General features: G+C 36.4%; 19 protein-coding genes and 1 riboswitch. Of the genes, 15 read left to right on the top strand and 4 right to left on the bottom strand.

The window, feature by feature from the left end; all coding sequences use genetic code 11:
* Window positions 1-344 precede the first annotated feature (344 nt).
* The 4 genes from DWW68_RS07890 (at window position 345) to argF (ending at window position 5,796) form a co-directional block, all read left to right on the top strand.
* Window positions 345-2,393 (top strand): sodium-translocating pyrophosphatase, encoded by a 2,049-nt coding sequence (locus tag DWW68_RS07890; RefSeq protein WP_021952677.1) that lies wholly within the window; start codon window positions 345-347, stop codon window positions 2,391-2,393.
* 223 nt (window positions 2,394-2,616) lie between these two features.
* Window positions 2,617-3,756: a glycosyl hydrolase family 18 protein gene (locus tag DWW68_RS07885; protein ID WP_118589303.1), complete on the top strand. Its 1,140-nt coding sequence runs from the start codon at window positions 2,617-2,619 to the stop codon at window positions 3,754-3,756.
* 69 nt (window positions 3,757-3,825) lie between these two features.
* A complete protein-coding gene (locus tag DWW68_RS07880; RefSeq protein WP_118589202.1) occupies window positions 3,826-4,767 on the top strand; it encodes a hypothetical protein in 942 nt (313 codons plus the stop codon).
* 21 nt (window positions 4,768-4,788) lie between these two features.
* Window positions 4,789-5,796, top strand: coding sequence for an ornithine carbamoyltransferase (gene argF / locus DWW68_RS07875; RefSeq protein ID WP_021952680.1), 1,008 nt, complete (start codon window positions 4,789-4,791; stop codon window positions 5,794-5,796).
* On the opposite strand, the gene DWW68_RS07870 is transcribed toward argF, so the two are convergent.
* Together DWW68_RS07870 and DWW68_RS07865 are read right to left on the bottom strand one after the other, a co-directional pair.
* The gene (locus DWW68_RS07870) at window positions 5,768-7,009 is read right to left on the bottom strand and encodes an amidohydrolase (RefSeq protein WP_118589203.1); all 1,242 of its coding nucleotides are present in this window, start codon (window positions 7,007-7,009) and stop codon (window positions 5,768-5,770) included. The genes argF and DWW68_RS07870 overlap by 29 nt on opposite strands.
* Window positions 7,010-7,147: 138 nt before the next feature.
* Window positions 7,148-7,396 carry a hypothetical protein gene (locus DWW68_RS07865; protein WP_118589204.1) on the bottom strand — a complete coding sequence of 83 codons (249 nt, stop codon included), beginning with the start codon at window positions 7,394-7,396 and terminating at the stop codon, window positions 7,148-7,150.
* 198 nt (window positions 7,397-7,594) lie between these two features.
* Here DWW68_RS07865 and DWW68_RS07860 point away from each other — a divergent pair, with 198 nt between their 5' ends.
* The 5 genes from DWW68_RS07860 to DWW68_RS07840 all read left to right on the top strand — a co-directional run bounded on the left by DWW68_RS07860 (window position 7,595) and on the right by DWW68_RS07840 (window position 13,898).
* On the top strand, window positions 7,595-8,731 hold the full coding sequence (locus DWW68_RS07860) for an exonuclease SbcCD subunit D (RefSeq protein WP_118589205.1): 1,137 nt from the start codon (window positions 7,595-7,597) through the stop codon (window positions 8,729-8,731).
* Entirely contained in the window at window positions 8,731-11,505 is a 2,775-nt protein-coding gene (locus DWW68_RS07855) for an SMC family ATPase (protein ID WP_118589206.1), read from the top strand. The genes DWW68_RS07860 and DWW68_RS07855 overlap by 1 nt, the downstream gene beginning before the upstream one ends.
* 121 nt (window positions 11,506-11,626) lie before the next feature.
* The gene (locus tag DWW68_RS07850; RefSeq protein WP_021952685.1) at window positions 11,627-11,812 is read left to right on the top strand and encodes a chlorophyll synthesis pathway BchC; all 186 of its coding nucleotides are present in this window, start codon (window positions 11,627-11,629) and stop codon (window positions 11,810-11,812) included.
* A gap of 72 nt (window positions 11,813-11,884) precedes the next feature.
* Window positions 11,885-12,538, top strand: a complete 654-nt coding sequence (gene sfsA, locus DWW68_RS07845; protein WP_118589207.1) for a DNA/RNA nuclease SfsA — start codon at window positions 11,885-11,887, stop codon at window positions 12,536-12,538.
* Window positions 12,539-12,566: 28 nt separating this feature from the next.
* Window positions 12,567-13,898, top strand: a complete 1,332-nt coding sequence (locus DWW68_RS07840) for a M18 family aminopeptidase (protein ID WP_118589208.1) — start codon at window positions 12,567-12,569, stop codon at window positions 13,896-13,898.
* Window positions 13,899-14,164: 266 nt separating this feature from the next.
* Here the strand turns inward: DWW68_RS07840 and DWW68_RS07830 are convergent, their stop codons facing one another.
* Complete coding sequence (locus DWW68_RS07830; protein ID WP_118589209.1) at window positions 14,165-14,941, bottom strand: sulfite exporter TauE/SafE family protein; 777 nt, start codon at window positions 14,939-14,941, stop codon at window positions 14,165-14,167.
* Window positions 14,942-15,376, bottom strand: coding sequence for a helix-turn-helix domain-containing protein (locus DWW68_RS07825; protein WP_118589210.1), 435 nt, complete (start codon window positions 15,374-15,376; stop codon window positions 14,942-14,944). It abuts the gene before it with no gap.
* 151 nt (window positions 15,377-15,527) lie between these two features.
* Between DWW68_RS07825 and DWW68_RS07820 the strand changes: the two genes are divergently transcribed.
* From DWW68_RS07820 to DWW68_RS07795, 6 genes are all read left to right on the top strand, one after another.
* Entirely contained in the window at window positions 15,528-15,713 is a 186-nt protein-coding gene (locus tag DWW68_RS07820; RefSeq protein ID WP_118589211.1) for a hypothetical protein, read from the top strand.
* The gene (locus DWW68_RS07815; RefSeq protein ID WP_118589212.1) at window positions 15,698-15,928 is read left to right on the top strand and encodes a GNAT family N-acetyltransferase; all 231 of its coding nucleotides are present in this window, start codon (window positions 15,698-15,700) and stop codon (window positions 15,926-15,928) included. Before DWW68_RS07820 ends, DWW68_RS07815 begins: the two co-directional genes overlap by 16 nt.
* Before the next feature lie 260 nt (window positions 15,929-16,188).
* Complete coding sequence (locus tag DWW68_RS07810; protein ID WP_118589213.1) at window positions 16,189-17,139, top strand: Rpn family recombination-promoting nuclease/putative transposase; 951 nt, start codon at window positions 16,189-16,191, stop codon at window positions 17,137-17,139.
* An 80-nt stretch (window positions 17,140-17,219) separates the two neighbouring features.
* A complete protein-coding gene (locus DWW68_RS07805) occupies window positions 17,220-18,119 on the top strand; it encodes a LysR family transcriptional regulator (RefSeq protein WP_118589214.1) in 900 nt (299 codons plus the stop codon).
* A gap of 143 nt (window positions 18,120-18,262) precedes the next feature.
* Complete coding sequence (locus DWW68_RS07800) at window positions 18,263-19,381, top strand: 5-methyltetrahydropteroyltriglutamate--homocysteine S-methyltransferase (RefSeq protein ID WP_118589215.1); 1,119 nt, start codon at window positions 18,263-18,265, stop codon at window positions 19,379-19,381.
* A 91-nt stretch (window positions 19,382-19,472) separates the two neighbouring features.
* Window positions 19,473-19,544: riboswitch (Fluoride riboswitch) on the top strand.
* A 106-nt stretch (window positions 19,545-19,650) separates the two neighbouring features.
* Window positions 19,651-20,853 carry a cation:proton antiporter gene (locus tag DWW68_RS07795; protein ID WP_118589216.1) on the top strand — a complete coding sequence of 401 codons (1,203 nt, stop codon included), beginning with the start codon at window positions 19,651-19,653 and terminating at the stop codon, window positions 20,851-20,853.
* Window positions 20,854-20,884 lie beyond the last annotated feature (31 nt).

The following is a 20,884-nucleotide window of genomic DNA, read 5'->3' as shown; positions in this document are numbered from 1 at the left end:
ACAGGGTGTGGAATTTAGTCTTTCACACGGAATTTACTTTTACAAGTCAGCATATTTGCACCGGTCATATAAACGGATACATAAAAAAAGAATAATTTATAAATTATTGCAATTAATAACATAATATAATATGAGTATTAAAAGTATAAGGAAAAAGGTGTGTTTCACCTGTTGTGGTGAAAAAATTTACTTTTTTTATAAAATTGTGTATTGATTTATGTGAACATAAATGGTAAGGTAAAAAAATAGTGTAAAGTTTGTTATTTTTTTAACGAACAAAAAATAAGCTTTAATATATTTTTATTATTGTTTGAGAGAACGATTTTGAAAAGGAGGAAATTTTAGTGAATAATCTTATTTATTTGGCACCTGTCGCAGGAATAATTGCAGTAATATTTGCATTTATAAAGGCAACACAGATAGGACACAGTAATGCAGGAAATGACAAAATGAAAGAAATTTCAGATGCCATTGCTGAAGGTGCAAGGGCTTTTCTTTTTGCAGAGTATAAAATATTGATTATATTCGTGGCAATTTTATTCGTTGTTTTGGGAGTTGGAATCGACTGGCTTACAGCAGTATGTTTCATCATTGGTGCAGTTCTTTCCACACTTGCCGGATATGTTGGAATGAATGTAGCTACAAAGGCTAATGTACGTACAGCAAATGCAGCAAAGGAAAGTGGAATGAACAAGGCATTATCAATAGCTTTTGCAGGTGGTGCCGTTATGGGACTTTGCGTTGTAGGATTTGGTATTTTAGGGCTTAGTGTTATTTTAATTATTGTTATGAACACTACAGGTTTTACAAATGAAGCAGTTAGTATATTAACAGGATTCAGCCTTGGTGCTTCATCAATTGCACTTTTTGCCAGAGTTGGTGGTGGTATTTATACAAAGGCTGCTGACGTAGGAGCTGACCTTGTAGGTAAGGTTGAGGCAGGTATTCCTGAGGATGACCCAAGAAACCCGGCAGTTATTGCAGACAATGTTGGTGATAACGTAGGTGACGTTGCAGGTATGGGAGCTGACCTTTTTGAAAGTTACGTTGGAGCAATTGTTTCAGTAGTTACATTGGCAGTTGCATCAGTTGTGGCAGGAAAGAACAATTTTGGGACAGCTCACATTATTTTCCCATTGGTAATTGCAGCAGTTGGTGTTCTTGCATCTGTAATTGCTACATTTTTCGTTAGAGGAAAAGAAGGTTCAGACCCACAGAAAGCATTGAACTTAGGTGAATATGGTGCAACAGTGATAGAGATAATTGCATCAGCTATTTTCAGCTATTATTTCTTTGGAGATTTCAAAGCTTTCTTTGCCATTTTAGCAGGTTTGATAGTTGGTACAGCTATTGGTAAAGTTACAGAAATGTACACATCAGATAAATACAAGAGCGTTAAGGAAATTGCAGAAAGCTCAAAAACAGGTTCTGCTACAAATATTATTAGTGGTTTGTCAGTGGGAATGAAGTCAACAGCTATTCCTATTTTATTTATTGTTTTAGGTGTTTTATCAGCTTATGCATTCTTTGGAATGTACGGTATAGCCTTAGCAGCAGTTGGTATGTTATCAACTACAGGTATGACAATTGCAGTTGATGCCTATGGTCCTATTGCCGATAATGCAGGTGGTATTGCTGAAATGTCAGGACTTGACGAAAGCGTAAGAGATATTACTGATAAACTTGACTCAGTAGGAAATACAACAGCGGCTATTGGAAAAGGTTTTGCCATTGGTTCAGCAGCACTTACAGCTTTGTCATTGTTTGTTTCATATGCTGAAGTTGCAGGACTTGGCAGTATCAATATTCTTTCAGCATCAGTTGTTGCCGGCTTATTAATAGGTGGAATGCTTCCATTTATGTTCTCTGCTCTTACCATGAGTTCTGTAGGCAAAGCCGCAAACAAAATGATTGAGGAAGTTAGAAGACAGTTTAAGGCTGACAAGGGAATCCTTGCAGGAACTTCAAAGCCTGATTATAAAAAGTGCGTAGGTATTTCTACTCAGGCAGCACTTCATGAAATGATTCTTCCGGGAGTTATGGCAGTTGTTACACCGTTAGTTGTAGGATATCTTCTTGGAGCAGCAGCGCTTGGTGGAATGCTTTGCGGAGCATTAGTTTGTGGTGTTATGATGGCTATATTTATGGCTAACTCAGGTGGTGCATGGGATAATGCAAAGAAATTTATTGAAGGTGGTTTTGCCGGAGGAAAGGGTAGCGAGGCTCACAAGGCAGCAGTTGTTGGTGACACTGTAGGTGATCCTTTTAAGGATACATCAGGTCCTTCAATTAACATCCTTATAAAACTTATGACAATTGTGTCACTGGTATTTGCAATGACATTCCCGGTACAGGGGTATCTTACACAGTTATATCACATGATTTTTAAGTAATGCAAAAGATGTGGATATAGACTGGTGGTTTGAGGAATTAAATATAATTAAATGAAGAAAAAGCTGTTGCTTTACAAATTTAGGATTTGTAAAGTGGCAGCTTTTTGCGTGGAAGGAGGAAAGCAACCGCCCGCATATTGCCATAACCGTGAAATGTTCCCACCATTATCTGCATTATTCAAATTTTTCCAACATATATTTATTAAAAAAGGCTGTAATTACTATGGAAATATATGTTGTAAAATCAGGAGATAATGTAGATAGCATTGCCGGTGCATATGGGGTAAGTGTGGAATCGATTATTTATGACAATCAATTGGTGTATCCGTACCCTTTGGCAGTGGGTCAGGCATTATTAATTGATACAGGAGGAATACGTGAAAACAGAAGAGAGGCGGTTATAAGAGGGTTCGCATATCCATTTATAAGCAATTATGTTTTAGAGCAAAGTCTCCCGTCATTGTCGGGAATGGCGGTTTTTTCCTATGGATTTACAAGAGAAGGGGAGGTTATATATCCCCCAATAGATGATGGATTCATGATTGAAGCCTCATATAACTACAATGCAGCACCTATACTGACTTTGACACCCTTTGATGAAACAGGCATGTTTAACAATAATCTGATTTCTGATGTTATTCAAAATGAAGATATAGTGGAAGTGTTGCTAGACAACCTGTTGGAAATAATGAACGAAAAGGGTTTTCTGGGACTGGATATTGATTTTGAATACATAAAGGCAGAGGATAGGGAGGCTTTTGTAAGGTTTGTTGAGAGGGCAACGGAGAAAATGAATGAACAGGGATTTACGGTTTCGGTGGATTTGGCACCAAAAACCAGTGCTGACCAGCCGGGACTTTTATATGAGGGAAAGGATTATGAGGCTTTGGGAAGAGTGGCAAATAGCGTGTTGGTTATGACATATGAGTGGGGATATACATATAGCGAGCCTATGGCGGTGGCACCGGTTGATAAAATCAGGCGGGTTTTAGATTATGCGGTGACGGCAATTCCCTCTGAAAAAATCAATATGGGAATACCTAATTACGGTTATGACTGGGCTCTTCCCTATGAAAAGGACGTTACGAAAGCTGAAACTATTGGAAATGCTCAGGCAGTGCAAATTGCAGTGGAAAATAATGCTGAAATTTTATTTGACGAAGTTGGGCAGACACCATATTTCAGGTATACGAAGGATGGCGTAGACCACGAAGTGTGGTTTGAGGACGCAAGGAGCATTAAGGCAAAAATTGAATTACTTTATGAATACAATTTAAGAGGTGCTTCATTTTGGCAGATAATGCGACTGTTTCGGGCAAATTGGCTATTGGTGGATTATAATTTAAAGGTCGATAAACTGTAGGTAGAAGTTAGTGCAATATCCCCCTTTTTATGGTATCATACGATATATGAGTATCAAGGAGGGTAAAGCATGTTTTCTTTTAGTGAGATTGCATTATTGTTTTTTATTTACAGCTTTTTAGGCTGGTGCGTGGAAGTGGCTTTTGTGGCTGTTACCGCAGGAAAGGTCACCAACAGAGGATTTTTAAACGGACCGGTTTGTCCCATATACGGATGTGGCATGATAGGAGTTTTGCTGGCACTTTTGCCTGTGGAGAAAAACATCTGGTTGCTGTTTTTGGGAGGAATGGTGATTTGCTCGGCAGTGGAATTGTTTGGAGGATGGATTCTTGACAAAATATTTCATATGAGATGGTGGGATTATTCCGACGAAAAATTTAACATAGGTGGATATGTGTGCCTTGCCTTTAGTTTTATGTGGGGCATGGCAGTTGTATTTGCAGTAAAATTTGTACATCACCCCATTATGGCTGTAGTTAAGAAGATACCATTTCAAATACAGGTTATTATTGTAGTGGTATGTGGCGTGGTGTTTGTGGTGGACATGATTGTAACCCTTAAAAACCTCATTGGAATTAATAAAAGTCTGGGACAATTGGACAAATTGGCAGAAAGTCTGCATGCAGTTGGAGATCAGTTAAAAGATGTTGTGGGAAATTCAGCCATAACTGTTGCTGAAAAGGCAGAAGAAGGCATGGAAATTCTTGATGAAAAAACCGCTGACAGCCGTGAGAAAATAGCAGCAGCTACAGAAAGCAGTCGTGAAAAAATAGCGGCAGCAACAGAGAACAGCCGTGAGAGGATTGCCGGTGTCAGGGAAGAATCAGCTGAGAGAATAGCAAAGCAGTTGAAGGAGTTAGAAGAGAAGCGTGATGCCATTATGGAAAGCCTTCAGAAGAATGTTAAACATAGATTAAATACTCCGCCAACATTGAATAAATCAGGAAAGAGTATTAATATAGTAGAGTATATTAAAGATTATAAAAATAAAAATACAAAAACAAATGATTAGTTTGTGGAAAGAAGGTTAATAATGAAGACAGATTTTACAGGAAGACATTTTTTAAAGTTACTGGATTTTACACCTGAAGAGATAGAAGAGCTTATTGATTTGGCAGCTGACCTTAAGAAGAAAAAGAAAGCCGGAGAATTAGTTGACGTGTTTAAGGGAAAAAATATTGCAGTTATTTTTGAAAAAACAAGTACACGTACAAGATGTTCTTTTGAAGTGGCAGCCCATGATTTGGGAATGGGAGTTACATACTTAGACCCGACAGGTTCACAAATAGGTAAGAAAGAAAGTATTGCTGATACAGCAAGAGTTTTAGGCAGAATGTTTGACGGTATTGAATATCGTGGATTCGGTCAGGATATAGTAGAAGAATTGGCAAAATATGCAGGAGTTCCTGTATGGAACGGTCTTACCAATGAATTTCATCCTACACAGATTTTAGCTGACTTTTTAACACTGCGTGAAAAGTTTGGAAAATTGCAGGGACTTAAGTTTGTATATATGGGAGATGCCCGTTACAATATGGGAAATTCACTTATGGTAGGATGTGCCAAAATGGGAATGCATTTTGTGGCATGTGCACCAAAGAAATACTGGCCAAATAAAGAACTGGTAGAACAGTGCCAGGCTATAGCAAAAGAAACAGGAGCAGTTATTGAATTTGAGGAAGATCCTATGGTGGCAACTAAGGAAGCTAATGCCATTTACACTGATGTGTGGGTTTCAATGGGTGAGCCTGATGAAGTTTGGGAAGAGAGAATAAATGATCTTCTTCCATACCGTGTTACAATGGATTTAATTAAGAATGCCGGTGATGATGTTGTATTTATGCATTGTCTTCCTGCTTTCCACGATCTGGATACCAAAATCGGTAAGGAAATCAACAAAAAATTCGGACTTACTGAAATGGAAGTTACAGATGAAGTATTTGAATCTGAAAATTCTGTTGTTTTTGACGAGGCAGAAAACAGGATGCATACTATAAAAGCTGTAATGGCAGCTACACTTGGTACAAAATATTTCCGTTAATCATTGTTAAAATAACATTTATTTTTGAACCGCTATATACAAGATTCTTGGTAATGTTGTTTATTGGTTGCATATTAGGCTGGCTTAAATCGATTACGATTAAGTCAGCTTTTTTTCCACGACTTAATGTGTCACAGTTACGAAGACCCATAGCTTTGGCACCACCTAAAGTAGCCATTTTAAGTACCTCATTGGCATCTACTGCCGAAGCGTCATTTTCCCGGTACTTGGCAAGAGCAGTAGTTAAAAACATTTCCCTGAACATATCTAATGCATTGTTGCTGGCAGGCCCGTCAGTGCCAAGGGCAAGGTTTATTCCTTTTTTCATAAAAAGACTGACAGGAGCAATTCCGCTGGCAAGCTTTAAATTAGAAGCAGGATTCAAAACAATGGACATACCTCTTTTTTCAAAAACATTTATGTCGGAGTCGGTCATATGAACGCAGTGATAGCCACCTCCACCGTAGTTAAACATACCAATGTTGTCTAAATAAACAGTAGGTGTCATGCCATATCTTTTAACACATTCTGCTACTTCTTTCTGAGTCTCGGAATTGTGGCAGAAAACAGGAGCCTGAAGCTTATTGGCAAGAGCCGACAAATCCTTTAAAAGCCCTTCGCTACAGGTATACTCTGCGTGGAATCCCAATTCATAAGATATAAGGTCGTTGTAGCCGTTGTATTTTTTGTAACATTCCTCAATTTCCGGGACAGACTGGGTAAAGTCGTTTAATCCTCCGGTCATAACAGTTCTAAATCCCATGTCAACAGATGCCTGAATAACAGGGTCAGGGCTGATGTACATATCAAAATTGGCAGTGATTCCTGATGTGAGATATTCTTTAATGGCAATTTTGCTATACTCATATATTTTGTCATCAGTAAGCTTGGCTTCCATAGGAAATACCTTCTCGTTAAGCCATTTGTCTAAAGGCAAATCATCTGCATAAGAGCGCAAAAATGTCATGGCAGAATGGGTATGGGCATCCTTAAACCCCGGCATAATAAGATTTCCATTGAGATTAATTTCCTTGTCCCATTTTATCTGGGGATGGAGTTTAGAAACTGTTTTGTCCGTTGCAGGGTTTCCCACAAAACCAATGGTGTCATCAAAGACCCACACTTCCCCGGACAAAAGAGGAAGACAGCCATTTTCGTCAGCAGTGGTATCTTCTAAAGTTAAAATAGTTCCATTATAAAAGCGTATATTCATAAAAAATCCTTTCCTTTACATCACAAACTTATAATTTAATCTTATCATTAAGAGGGGAAAAATCAATTATAAAAATACACATATAAAAAAGACGATGAAAGCTGTAAAAACACAACAGACATCGCCTTTACTTAAAAATTAATTACTTTTAGTTACTTTAAGTATTGATTTCTTCAATATTAAGAAAATATTTGGAATGTTGACTAAAACAAAAACCGCAAAAGCACCAAATATCATTTCAGTAGTACTTAGTGGAATGGTCTGGGTAATGGTTGAATGTACACTCGAAGAAGAAGTCAGGGTACTCATATGATGTGGAATGCGCATCAAATAAGAAATTGTACATATTATAGCTAAAATCAAATCACCAATCATAAATTTTTTCATGTTTAAATCCTCCAATCTCTAAATTAAATTAAGTTTTTTGAAACACTTTAAACTTTCCTGTGATGAATGATAGCACTAAAAATTAGGTCTGTCAACATAGTATGCTCATTACGTTTTGCGCCATTATTGACACATCATAGTGGCGATGTTAGTATAGCCGTAAAAGTAGTGAAATCCACAAAATATTAAGGAGGGCTTATGAGATTTCTTCATTTGGCAGATTTGCATATAGGAAAAAGATTAAATGAATTTTCATTGATTGAGGATCAGAAATTCATATTTGATAAAATACTAAATATAATAGATGAGAAAAAAATTGAGGCAGTTCTTATTGCAGGGGATGTGTATGACAAGCCGGTGCCATCAGCGGAGGCAGTGACGGTGTTAAACAGTTTTCTAAATAGTCTGGCAAAAAGAAATCTGAAGGTTTTCGTTATAAGTGGAAATCATGACAGTCAGGAAAGAATAGGCTTTGGGGCTGAACTTATAAGCCAAAGCGGAGTTTATATGTCAAAGCCTTTTAGTGGAAATGTGGAAACCCATAAAATAAAAGATGAATATGGTGAAATTAACATATATATGCTGCCTTTTATTAAGCCGGCAATGGTAAAACACGTTTATGAGGAGGCTGACATTGACAGTTATGACAGTGCAATGGCATATGTTATGGAGCAAACTAAGGTGGACGAAAGTGAGAGAAATCTTTTGATTGCCCATCAGTTTGTAAGGGGAGCAGACAGGTGTGATTCAGAAGAAGTGTCTGTGGGAGGCATTGATGAAGTAAGTGTAGAAAATTTTAAGAGATTTGATTATGTGGCATTAGGTCATTTACATAGCCCCCAGCATATAAAAAGTGAATTTGTAAGATATTCAGGAACTCCTCTTAAATATTCTTTTTCTGAGGCAAGGCATCAAAAAACAGCCCTTATTGTGGATATGAAGGAAAAGGGGAATATTACCCTAGAGAAAGTGCCTCTGATTCCAAAACATGACATGATTGAAATAAAAGGCAAATATCAGGAAATTATGTCTAAGGATTTTTATAAGGATATTGACAGAATGGATTATGCCCATGTGACATTAACGGATGAACAGGACGTTTTACATGCCATGGAGCTTCTTAGAACGGTTTATCCTAATATTATGAAATTAGATTATGACAACACAAGAACAAGAAGTAATAATGAAATAAAAGGTGTGGAAAATGTGGAGAAAAAACAGCCCCTTGATTTATTTAAGGAATTTTATGAACTTCAAAACAACCAGCCTATGAGCCGTGAGCAGGCTGATTTTATGGACAAATTAATTAAAGATGTGTGGGAGGTAAATGAGTAATGAGACCAATTAAATTAACAATTTCAGCCTTTGGCCCTTATGCAGGCTGTCAGGTAATAGATTTTGAAAAATTAGGTAAGAAGGGAATTTATCTCATAACAGGAGATACAGGAGCCGGAAAAACCACCATTTTTGATGCCATTGTTTTTGCCCTTTATGGGGAGGCAAGCGGAGAAAACAGGGAAACCACAATGTTTAGAAGTAAGTACGCAAAAGAAGATACGGAAACTTTTGTGGAAATGGAATTTGAGTACAGAAACCTGATATATAAGGTAAGAAGAAATCCTGAATATATGAGAAAATCAAAGCGTGGAGAGGGAATGACAAAGCAGGTGGCTGATGCCTTTTTGGAGTACCCGGACTCAAGAAATGTGGTAACAAAAACTAAGGAGGTTACCAGGGCTGTTCAGGAGCTTATCGGCCTTAACAGAGAGCAGTTTTCTCAGGTGGCAATGATTGCCCAGGGAGATTTTTTAAAACTTTTGCTGGCAAAAACAGATGACAGAATTAAAATTTTCAGGCAGATTTTTAATACCGGGATTTACAAGACCATTCAGGACAAGCTAAAGGTACAGGAAAAATCCGTAAAGGAAGAATATGACAGGGAAGAGTCAGCAATAAATCAATCCTTATCAGGTCTTATGTATGATAATAACAGTGAATTAGGAACCCGTGCCGGTAATTTAATAGAATCCGGAGCTAATAATATTGATGAAATAACAGATGTTATTAACAAATTAGTGGAAACTGACAGTGAGTTATTATCAAAACAGCAGAAATTAATGGAAAAGAATGAAAAGGAAACAGCGGGAATAGATGAAAAAATAGGAGAAATAAAAAGAATTAATGAGGCTATCGGGCAGAAAAACAGGGCGTTACTTCTTCTTAAGAAAAACAGGGATGCCTTTGGAAAATTAGAAGAAATTCTTCAGGAGGAAGAGTCTAAGAAACCAAAGCGGAAAAAACTGGAATTTGATATAAGAAAAGATGAGGAAAAATTGCCGGAGTATGAGGCAATGGGAAGCTTACAGACACAGTGGAGTGAGGAAAAGGAAAAAATTTTCCACTGGGAGAATCAGGAGATATTATTAAATGATTACCTACAAAATTTAGAAGAAGTTATTTCAACGGACAGGGAGCGTTTAAATACAATAAAAAACGCAGGAGAAGAAAAAATTGCTTTACAGGGGGAAATAAATAAAACGACAAAAAAAATAGATGATATTGATAATTTTGTTGAATTGCTTAACAGATATGATAGAAATTTGGTACAGCTTAAAGATTTTCAGGAGAAATATAAGGAAGCTGCGGAAATTTTGGAAGAGGCAAGGAAACATTACGAAGAAAGGGAGCTGTTGTTTTTTAACCAGCAGGCAGGAATTATGGCAAGTGAACTTGAAGAGGGTAAGGCTTGTCCGGTATGCGGTTCAACTACTCATCCTCATAAAGCTGAACCTGTTAAAAATGCACCTTCAAGAAGGGAACTTGATGAAGAAAAGGCAGGTCTTAAGCTAAAGGAAGAAAATACGGCGAATGCCAGTCTTGCAGCAGGAAATAAAGGCAGTGAAGTTAAACTTTTAAAGGAAAATATCCTTAAAGATGGGGGAAAAATCCTTGAATATAAGGAAGAAAATATTAAGATTATAAGAGAATTAATACATGAAAAATATGAGGATTTAAGTAAGGAGTCACTTAGCTTTGCAGCAGAACTTAAGTTAATAAATGAAAAGGTAAAGGAAAAAAATAAGTTAGAAGAAAATATACCTGAAAATGAGAAGAAGCTTGAGAATATAAAGCATAAGTTAAAAGATGCAGGCAATAAAAAGTCTGAATGCAAAATTGCTTTTGAGGGTATAAATGCCAAGCTTACCCAGATAAAAGAGAGCCTCAGCTTCAGCACAAGGGAAGAAGCTGTACAACACTTAAGTGAATTAAGGGATTTGCTTATAAAAATGGAGGAGAATTACAAAAAAGCTGACAGGGATTTTCAGAACTGTAAAACAGAAATTGAAAAGGCAGAAAATACCATAAAGATGATTGATGAGCAGCTAAGGGGTGCGGAAATTTCTCCTACAGATGAATTGTCAGAAAAAAGGAATGATTTAGTAAAAGAGAGGAAGAATCTGTTAGATGCAATAAACGTAATCAGCACAAGGATTAAAGTTAATGAGAACATCAAAGATGCCATAAAAGTTAAGTACAGGGCAATGAAAGAGGCACAGGAAAAATGGACTATGATTAAATCTCTTTCAGACACTGCTAACGGAGGGATTAACGGTAAGGATAAAATTTTGCTAGAAACGTACATTCAAATGCATTATTTTGACAGGATTATAAATAGAGCTAATATTAGATTTCTTACGATGTCATCAGGACAGTATGAATTAAAAAGAGCAGAAGAGGCAGATAATCAGAGAAGTCAAAGTGGATTGGATTTGTGGGTAATTGACCATTATAATGGAACCAATAGAAGCGTGAGAACTCTTTCGGGAGGGGAAGCTTTTAAGGCATCACTTTCACTGGCGTTAGGGCTCTCTGATGAAATCCATGCTTCCGCCGGGGGAATTAGACTCGATACTCTTTTTGTGGACGAAGGTTTTGGTTCATTAGATGAAGAGTCTCTCAATCAGGCAATAAATGCACTTAATTCCCTGACGGAAGGAAACCGGTTGGTGGGCATAATATCCCATGTTGGTGAATTAAAAGAGCGCATTGACCGTAAGATAATTGTTAAAAAAGATAAGGCTCAGGGAAGCGTAGCTATTATACAATAAAAGGCTGAATAGTTGCATTAAAATTATTTTTGGGATATTATTCTTAACAAAATAAGTATGTCTATATTAGACATATACGTTAATTTTCTTTAAGATAATGTTATCAAAACAGGAGTTATTTATGAAAGCAGGTATTTATTTAGGAAAAGAGAAAGTAGAGATTAGAGAAATTCCATTGCCGGAAGTAAGGGATAATGATGTACTTGTTAGAAACATTTATTCAAGTGTATGCGGAACTGATGTTGCGGTATTTATGCATGGACCTAATACAGGACATAAGGTTACAGTAGGTGGCAAGTTTGATTGAGCCGTTTACAGTAGGATGCCGATGTGGAACATTCAGGCAATGTTGTTATAAAAATGGCAGGGAGAACAATTGGTGAGGTATAGAGAAATTGTTGAGGGAATATTTATTGACCGTCCTAACAGGTTTATTGCCCATGTTGATATAGAAGGAGTTGTAAATACCGTGCATGTAAAAAATACAGGGCGTTGTAAGGAATTGTTGATTCCTAAAACTCCTGTAAGGCTGGAGGTTTCTGACAATCCAAATAGGAAGACTTTATATGACTTAGTGGCTGTATATAAGAAAAATTTTGGTTGGATTAATATGGATAGTCAGGCACCAAACAAGGTAGTGAAAGAGTGGTTAGAAACAAAGGATTATGATTACATTAAGCCAGAGTATAAATACGGAGATTCCAGAATTGACTTTTATATGAGAAAAGGAAATCAGGAATATCTTATGGAAGTAAAGGGATGCACCTTGGAAATAGATGGAATAGGATATTTCCCTGATGCACCTACCACAAGGGGAATTAAGCATTTAAGAGAATTAATTAAGGCAAAAAGGGCGGGTTATGAATGTGCAATAGCATTTGTGATTCAGATGGAAGGAATTAATGAAGTACGTCCTAATATAGATACTCATCCTGAATTTGGTGTGGCATTACAGGAGGCAAAAGAAGCCGGAGTGAAAATTTTGTATTTGACATGCAAAGTGGGAAGGGATACCCTAGAGATAATAAATTAACTTTTAGATAAGTTATATGGAGGCATTTATGGAAGAAAGCAGATTTATTGATTTTTCAAAGGAACTTATGGAGTTTATAGATAAAAGTCCCAGTGCATTTCATGTGACGGCAAATTTTGCAGAGATGCTTAAAAAAAACGGATATTCACAATTAAATGAGCAGGATAAATGGAATTTGTTACCGGGAGAAAAATATTATGTTACAAGAAACGGCTCTTCAATAATTGCATTTTGTATACCAAAGAATAATAAGATTTCAAATTTTCAAATAGCAGCAGCCCATAGTGACTCACCGGCATTTAAAATAAAGGAAAATCCGGAAATGGTAGAAGACAACAGGTACCTTTCATTAAATGTGGAAAAATATGGTGGAATGCTTATGGCACCGTGGTTTGACAGACCGTTGTCAGTGGCAGGACGTATTATTGTTAAGGATGGAATGAAAATAAAACCGGTGCTGGTAAATGTTGAAAGAGATTTGTGTATTATTCCGAATCTGGCAATCCATATGAATAGAGAAGCCAACACGGGGGTCAAATATAATCCTCAAAAAGATATGATTCCACTGTTTGGAGAACTGACATCTAAGGGAATTTTTTATAAAGTAATGGCAGATGTTGCCGGAGTAAATGAGGATTCCATAGTTAGTTCAGATTTGTTTTTATATAACAGACAAAAGGGAACTGTTTTAGGATGTAATGGTGAATTTATGTCAGCACCAAGGCTTGATGATATTATGTGTGCCTATAGTTGTATGAAGGCGCATATTGCTGCAGGTGGGTCTGATTCAGATAGCGTTACGGTTTGTGCCATTTTTGATAATGAAGAGGTCGGTAGTACAACAAAGCAAGGGGCGGATTCTACGTTTTTGTCAGATGTTCTTAATAGAATCGGTTTGTGTATGGGAATAAATGGAGAAGATTTGATTCGGGCATATTCCCGGTCATTTATGTTATCGGCGGATAATGCCCATGGTGTTCACCCTAATTATATGGAAAAAGCTGACCCTACTAACAGACCTTATATGAATAATGGAATAGTTATAAAGTACAATGCAAACCAAAAATATACTACAGATGGAATGTCGGCAGCAGTGTTTAAAGAAATTTGTAAGGAGGCAGCAGTACCGACTCAAACTTATGTAAACCGTTCAGATATTCCCGGCGGTTCAACTCTGGGAAACATAGCAAACAGTCACATATCTATTAATACAGTAGATATTGGGCTTGCCCAGTTGGCAATGCATTCGCCATATGAGACAGCCGGTACAAAAGATGCACTATATATGTTAGAAGGAGTTAAGGCATTTTATAAAACAAAGGTAACAGTTGGAGATAATGGGGAATTCATATTAGGATAGAATATTTAAATAAAGATGAGGATACAATCATCACAACATATACAGTAGAATAAAAAAAAAAGTGATATACTAATTTTGTAACATTAAATCAAAGAGTTTAAAAGCATTTTGTGATAAGTATAGCCCGGATACTGCAGTCAGATTTTCAACAATGAAGTACATTAATCAGGAGTGGATGGAAAATATACCACTATATGCCATATGTAATTTATAAATATAGTAAAAAGTGTCCCTACAAATTTAATTGAGGGACACTTTTACAACAATTATGCAAACATTGAAAATGCCATAACTACAATTCCAAGTATAACAAGTATAACACCTGTGGCACGGTTTAAGGCTTTTGGCGTAGCTTTGTTGGCAAACACGGCAGCAATTCTTGCCCACAATAGTGTAAATATAATACATAAAATCCAGACCGTTACATCAGGGGCACCTCCAATGGCAAAGTGTGAGGCTGCACCGGTAAATGCTGTAAATGTCATAATGAATACGCTGGTTCCCACGGCAGTTTTAAGTTCATATCCCAAAACTGAAGTTAAAATAAGGAGCATCATCATACCTCCTCCGGCACCAACGAAACCACATATAAATCCAATTAAAACTCCACAAATAACTGACTGAATGGCACGCTTTTTGGCAGGAACATCGGCCATTGCTTCTTTGGTTGTCATAACAGGCTTTACAATAAATTTAATTCCCAAAAGAAAGGTCATAAAAACAGAAAAGTTTCCCATGGTTGTAGATGGAACAAGGCTTGAAATATAGCTTCCTACAATAGTGAATGCTAAAACGCTAACCATCATAATAAGTCCGTTTCTTATATCAAGATTTTTATTTTTTCCGTATGTATAGGCAGAAACAGCACTGGCTAAAACATCTGATGACAGGGCAATTCCCACAGCCATATATGGGTCCATGCCAAGAAATGTAATTAACATTGGGCTGATAACTGCAGCTGCACTCATTCCTGCAAAACCGGTTCCAAGTCCTGCACCCATTCCTGCAAAAAATGTTACTACAAATGTTATTAAAATGTCCATTTATTGAACCTCCTCTAAAATTTCATTGAGATTTGAATTCATCTTGCTAATGCCACTGTAAATGGCATCTTTAGTTTCTTCATCTATATCTTCGAAAATCCTGTCTACAAAGTTTTTTTGAAGAATAAGTCCCATGTTAATTATTTCATCTGCCTTAGGAGTGCATACAAGTTGGTGCTTGCGCCGGTCACCTTCCACTTCTTTTCTGATAAGATATCCGTCATTTACTAACCGGTCCACATTGACGGATACAAGATTTGCCTTGATTTTTCTGATTTCAACAATATCTCGGGCAGTGGTAAATTCCGGATTATTGGATAAAAACATCAGAATATCAAATGCTGTCTGAGGTAAATTTATCTGATGGCATAAAGGCTTACACATTGCAGAGTAAGCTAAAGAAATTTTATGAGCAAATTCAATGCCTGTTCGCATAATACATCCTCCAATATAAAAGTACAAAAATGAATAGTTCAAATTTGAAGTATTATAACATAGAAAAAATTAAAAGTAAATCATATAAATGTGTAGCAGGAAGCAAAAAGTATTGGAAAAGTTTAATAAATATGAGTAAAATTAGTGTACGATGATAAAAGTTAAGGTGTTTATAGAGGAATGTTTTTTTGAATATCCCGGAATCGTAGGGGTTCATCCAAAGGATAATACAGCTACAATCTGGATTAAAACTAATGATTTAGTGGAAATAATAAAAGAGCATGGAAATGAAGTTTTTGTTATGGAAAAGGAAAATGGCAAATGCTTTTTGGAGTAAATACTATTCCTGATTATCGTAAACGTGGGCTTGCAGGAAGATTAATTACACAGGCAATTAATGATGTGCAAATACAGGGAAGAAAAGGCTTAGTACTAACATGCAAGGATGCTTTAGTACCGTGTTACTCTAAATTCGGATTTATAAATGAAGGTATTTCAGAGCATTCAACACACGGAAACGTAGTGTGGAATCAGATGAGATTAGAATTTTAATTATTTTATAATATCACAAAAAACACTTGACAAAGTAACGAATAATATATATTATAATTGATACAAGATGTAATTACAATACTGCAATGTAAGAACGGATAAATGCAAATTGAATATTGGGGCAGGCACAATGGTGGTTTGTACTTTATAAGGCTTATATTGTGCTATTGTATTTTTTTTACATCCGGTGTATACTATAAGAAGATTAAGAAAAACTAATAGTATACACCTCGAAATATTAAAAGGAAGAGAGGTGTTATATGAGAAAAAAGGATATAGCAACCAAGAAGTACATGTCAGATAACGTGAGATTTGCAGATGTTTTCAATTATGCCATATATGGGGGAAGGCAGATTATAAAGCATGACATGTTAAAGGAAATCAGTGCAGAAGAACTGTTATTAATGGAAGGGGAGAGTGGAAAGCTAATTACAAGGGACAGAGTAAGGGATTTAGAGAAGATGTGTGTCATAAAGAAAAGCGGAAACATTGTTTACATGCTTTTGGGAATTGAAAACGCATCCAATGTACATTATGCCCAGCCGGTAAGAAATGGCTTATATGATTTTATGGGGTACGCCGACCAGGTGGAGAGAAAATCAAGGGAAAACAGAAGAAAAGGTAATTTAAGCAGTGGAAGTGAATTTTTGTCAGGGCTTAAGAAAGAAGATAAGATGGCCGGAATAATAACCCTGACGGTATATTTTGGAGACAGACCATGGGACGGTCCAAGAAGTCTCCACGAAATGTTAAGTATTGATGATAAGGAAATATTAAAACTGATTCCGGATTACAGGATTAATCTCATAGATCCCCATGAGATTAACAATTCCGAAAAGTTTATGTCGGATTTCAGGTACATAATAGAATTTATGAAGGCATCAGGGGATAAGGAGAAGATGAATTACTTATTAAAAGAGAAGCATAGTGTATACTCAAACATGGAAAGGGATGCCATGGTGGTAATTAGGGAATGTGCAAACATTAACATAAAGATTGAAGAGAAGGAGGAAAAGCAGGATATGTGTAAGGCAATTGATGACATGGTGAAGGATGCAAGAATGAGTGGAGAAGCAAGAGGAGAAGCAAGAGGAGAAGCTGAACGGAAAATAATGCAGAAAGAGCTGGACGAAAAGCAGAACCGATTAGACAAATATGAAAAAGAAATAGAGGAATTAAAGAAGCAGCTTGCCGAGAGGCAAACGGCTTAAAAAGAGTATTTCACATAGTAGGATAGTTAATAAAATCATGTTATAATTACTATATTAAAATATATAAAAGGATTGAAAGCATGACATTACAACAGTTGAAATATGTATTAATGGTAGCGGAAACGGGGACCATTACAGAGGCAGCAAATAACTTATATATTTCCCAACCAAGCCTGACTAACGCAATACATGAGTTGGAAAAGGAAATGAATATTGTTATATTTAACAGGACAAATAAAGGAATAACTCTTTCTAAGGAGGGAGAAGATTTTTTAGGATATGCTAGACAGGTATTAGAGCAGGCGGCAATTCTAGAGGATAAATATAAAGGTAGCAATGGAGGAAAAAAACAGTTTTGCATTTCTACACAACATTATTCCTTTGCCGTAAATGCATTTGTTGATTTGATTAAGAAATATGGTCAGGATGAGTATGATTTTAGCATTAGGGAAACACAGACATATGAGATTATTGAAGACGTTGCACATATGAGAAGTGAGATAGGAATAATATTTCTTAATGATTTTAATGAAGTAGTAATAAATAAGATTCTTAAAAGTCATGATTTGGAATTTCACCAGCTCTTTGTTGCAAAACCACATGTGTTTATAAGTAGAAAACACCCACTTGCAAAAAACACGGTTATAACCAATGAAGAATTAGAAGAGTATCCGTACATGTCCTTTGAGCAGGGGGAACATAATTCATTTTATTTCTCAGAAGAAATTTTTTCGGATTATGAGAGAAAGAAGAATATTCGTGTAAGGGACAGAGCAACTTTATTTAATCTGTTAATTGGACTAAACGGTTATACGGTATGTAGTGGTGTTATTGATAAAAAATTAAATGGAAAAGATATTATTGCCGTTCCATTAGCTGATGAAAAAGATATGCGAATAGGATATATTACCCATAAAAAGGGCACGGTTACAAGGTTAGGAAATACATATTTAGAGGCATTAAAAAAATATTTAGGCTAAATAGGTTGTCTATAGTTTAAAACTATGGACAACTTATTTTTTGTGTATTTTACAGTGAAAAGCTCATTAAATATAATAAAGTCAGCTATTAAGGTTGTTTATAAAAAAGAAAAAGTTACTTTTAGAAATGGAGGATTAAAATAATGAGCAATTTACAGACACCATTTAGATATGATTTTGTGGGAAGTTTTTTAAGACCACAGGCACTCAAAGATGCAAAAGTGGCATATCAGAATGGAAAAATCACAAAGGAAGAATTAGATAAAATTGCAAACGAAGAAATTACAAAGATCGTGGCAAAGCAGAAGGAATTGGGATTTCATGCCATTACAGACGGAGAGTTCAGAAGAACTTTTTGGCATTTAGATTTTATGTGGGGATTTGAAGGTGTTGAACACAAAAACACAGGAAATGGTGTTAAGTTCAATGATGAGTTAGCAGTTCTTGATGATACTTATCTTGTAGGTAAAATCAAGGCAAAGCCACATCCGTTTGTGGAATACTTCAAATTTTTAAAGCAGTTTGAGGATGAAAATACGGTAGCCAAATATACAATTCCGGCACCGGCACAGACTTTCCAGCAGATGATTGTACCGGCAAATTACGAAACTACAAGAAAATATTACAGCACTAATGAAGAATTAATTCACGATATTGGAGTTGCTTATCAGGATGTTATAAAACAATTTTATGATGCAGGCTGCCGCAATCTTCAGTTGGATGATTGTACATGGGGAGCAATTGTAGGTGATGCGGCAGAGCAGAGATATAAGGAACTAAATATTGATTTAGAGGATGTAAAGAAGGAACTTCTTGCAGTAAACAATCTGGCATTAGAAGGAAAACCGGATGATATGGTTATTACCTCACATATATGCAGAGGAAATTATCATTCAACATTCTTTACAAGCGGACCATATGATTCAGTCGCAGACTATGTGTTCGCAAAAGAAAATGTGGATGCATTGCTTTTAGAATATGATGATGAAAGATCAGGTGGATTTGAGCCTTTGGCAAAAGTTTCACAGGACAAAAAAGTTGTTCTGGGACTTATTACCACAAAATCTCCGGCATTAGAGGATAAAGAAGAAGTTATAGCCAGAATATATGAAGCAGCAAAATATATTCCTCTCGACAGATTATGCTTAAGCCCGCAGTGTGGATTTGCGTCCTGTGAAATAGGTAATAAAATTACTGAAGAACAGCAGTGGGCAAAGTTGAAGTTAGTAAAAGAAATTGCCCGGGAAGTTTGGGGAGAATAAATTAATATATAAATTAGGATAAAAAATAAGCAGTAAAACTGTGTCAGTAAAACACATAGAAAATTGACAATTAATCTTATTTATAGTATTCTATGGCACAGGGAATGAAGTTCTCCCTTGGGAAACCAAAACTGCTTATTATGCTGATGACTTCTACGATTATTACAGTCGCAGAAGTGTCAGCTTTTTTTATGTAAAAGATTTAGGGTATTACAGGGAGAGTAAATGCATCGGCGACAAAAATCACACACTAAAAGGAGGATATTTATATGTTAACATCATTAGCTCTTATTTTTATTGTGGGGCTTGCCATGGGGGCAATTTGCAGGCAGCTGAAATTACCGAGAATAATAGGAATGCTTATTACAGGAATCGTATTAGGGCCATACGTTTTAAATCTTCTCGATTCCTCTATATTGGGGATTTCAGCGGACTTGAGAAAAATGGCGTTAATAATTATTTTGTTAAAGGCAGGATTATCCCTTGACCTTAACGATTTAAAAAAAGCAGGGCGACCGGCAATCCTGCTGTCTTTTGTTCCGGCGTCCTGTGAAATAATAGGATATGTACTTTTAGCTCCCGTAATATTAAAAATCAGCCATATAGAGGCAGCGGTCATGGGTGCTGTTCTGGCGGCAGTTTCACCAGCAGTTGTAGTGCCACGAATGGTAAATCTTATGGGAAAAAAATATGGAACTAAAAAGGCAATACCGCAGATGATTATGGCAGGAGCCTCCTGCGATGATATCTTTGTCATTGTTTTATTTACTACATTCTTAAGTGTTGCCCAGGGCGGGAAAGCAAATGTTATGGACTTTATATCAATACCTGTTTCCATTGTTTTAGGCATATTACTGGGGGCAGTTGTGGGATATGGTCTGTATATGTTTTTTGAAACATCATATGCCCATAAGCACTGTGTAAGAAATAGTACAAAAGTAATAATTGTTTTGGGATTTTCATTTCTTTTAGTTGCAGTGGAAGACTGGCTTAAGGGAACAGTGGCAGTATCGGGATTACTTGCGGTAGTCATTATGGCATGCGTAATAAAGATGAAAAGCACAGCCTTTGTTTCAAAAAGGCTTTCGGAAAAATTTGGAAAGTTGTGGATAGCGGCGGAAGTGATTCTTTTTGTTTTAGTTGGTGCGGCAATAGATATAAGATACACTCTTAGTGCGGGAATAGCAGCAGTGTTTATGATTTTACTGGCATTATTATTCAGGTCAGTGGGAGTTTTAATTTGCACTGCCAAAACAAATCTGTGTCTGAAAGAAAGATTGTTTTGCGTTATTGCCTATCTTCCAAAAGCGACAGTTCAGGCAGCCATTGGCTCAGTGCCTCTTGCATCAGGGCTGGCATGTGGCAAAATTGTTTTATCGGTTGCAGTTCTTGGAATTATTATAACAGCACCTCTTGGAGCCTTGGGAATAGACAGCACCTATAAAAGATTTTTGGAAAAAGAAAATATATAAATCAGGGTGGGTTTTGCGTTTAATAATGAAA

The sequence above is a fragment of the Eubacterium sp. AF16-48 genome (genome assembly GCF_003479405.1).
GTDB lineage: Bacteria > Bacillota > Clostridia > Lachnospirales > Lachnospiraceae > Eubacterium_G > Eubacterium_G segne.
The sequence above is the reverse complement of the archived record's forward strand: the minus strand, read 5'-3'. Positions and strand labels throughout refer to the sequence as shown.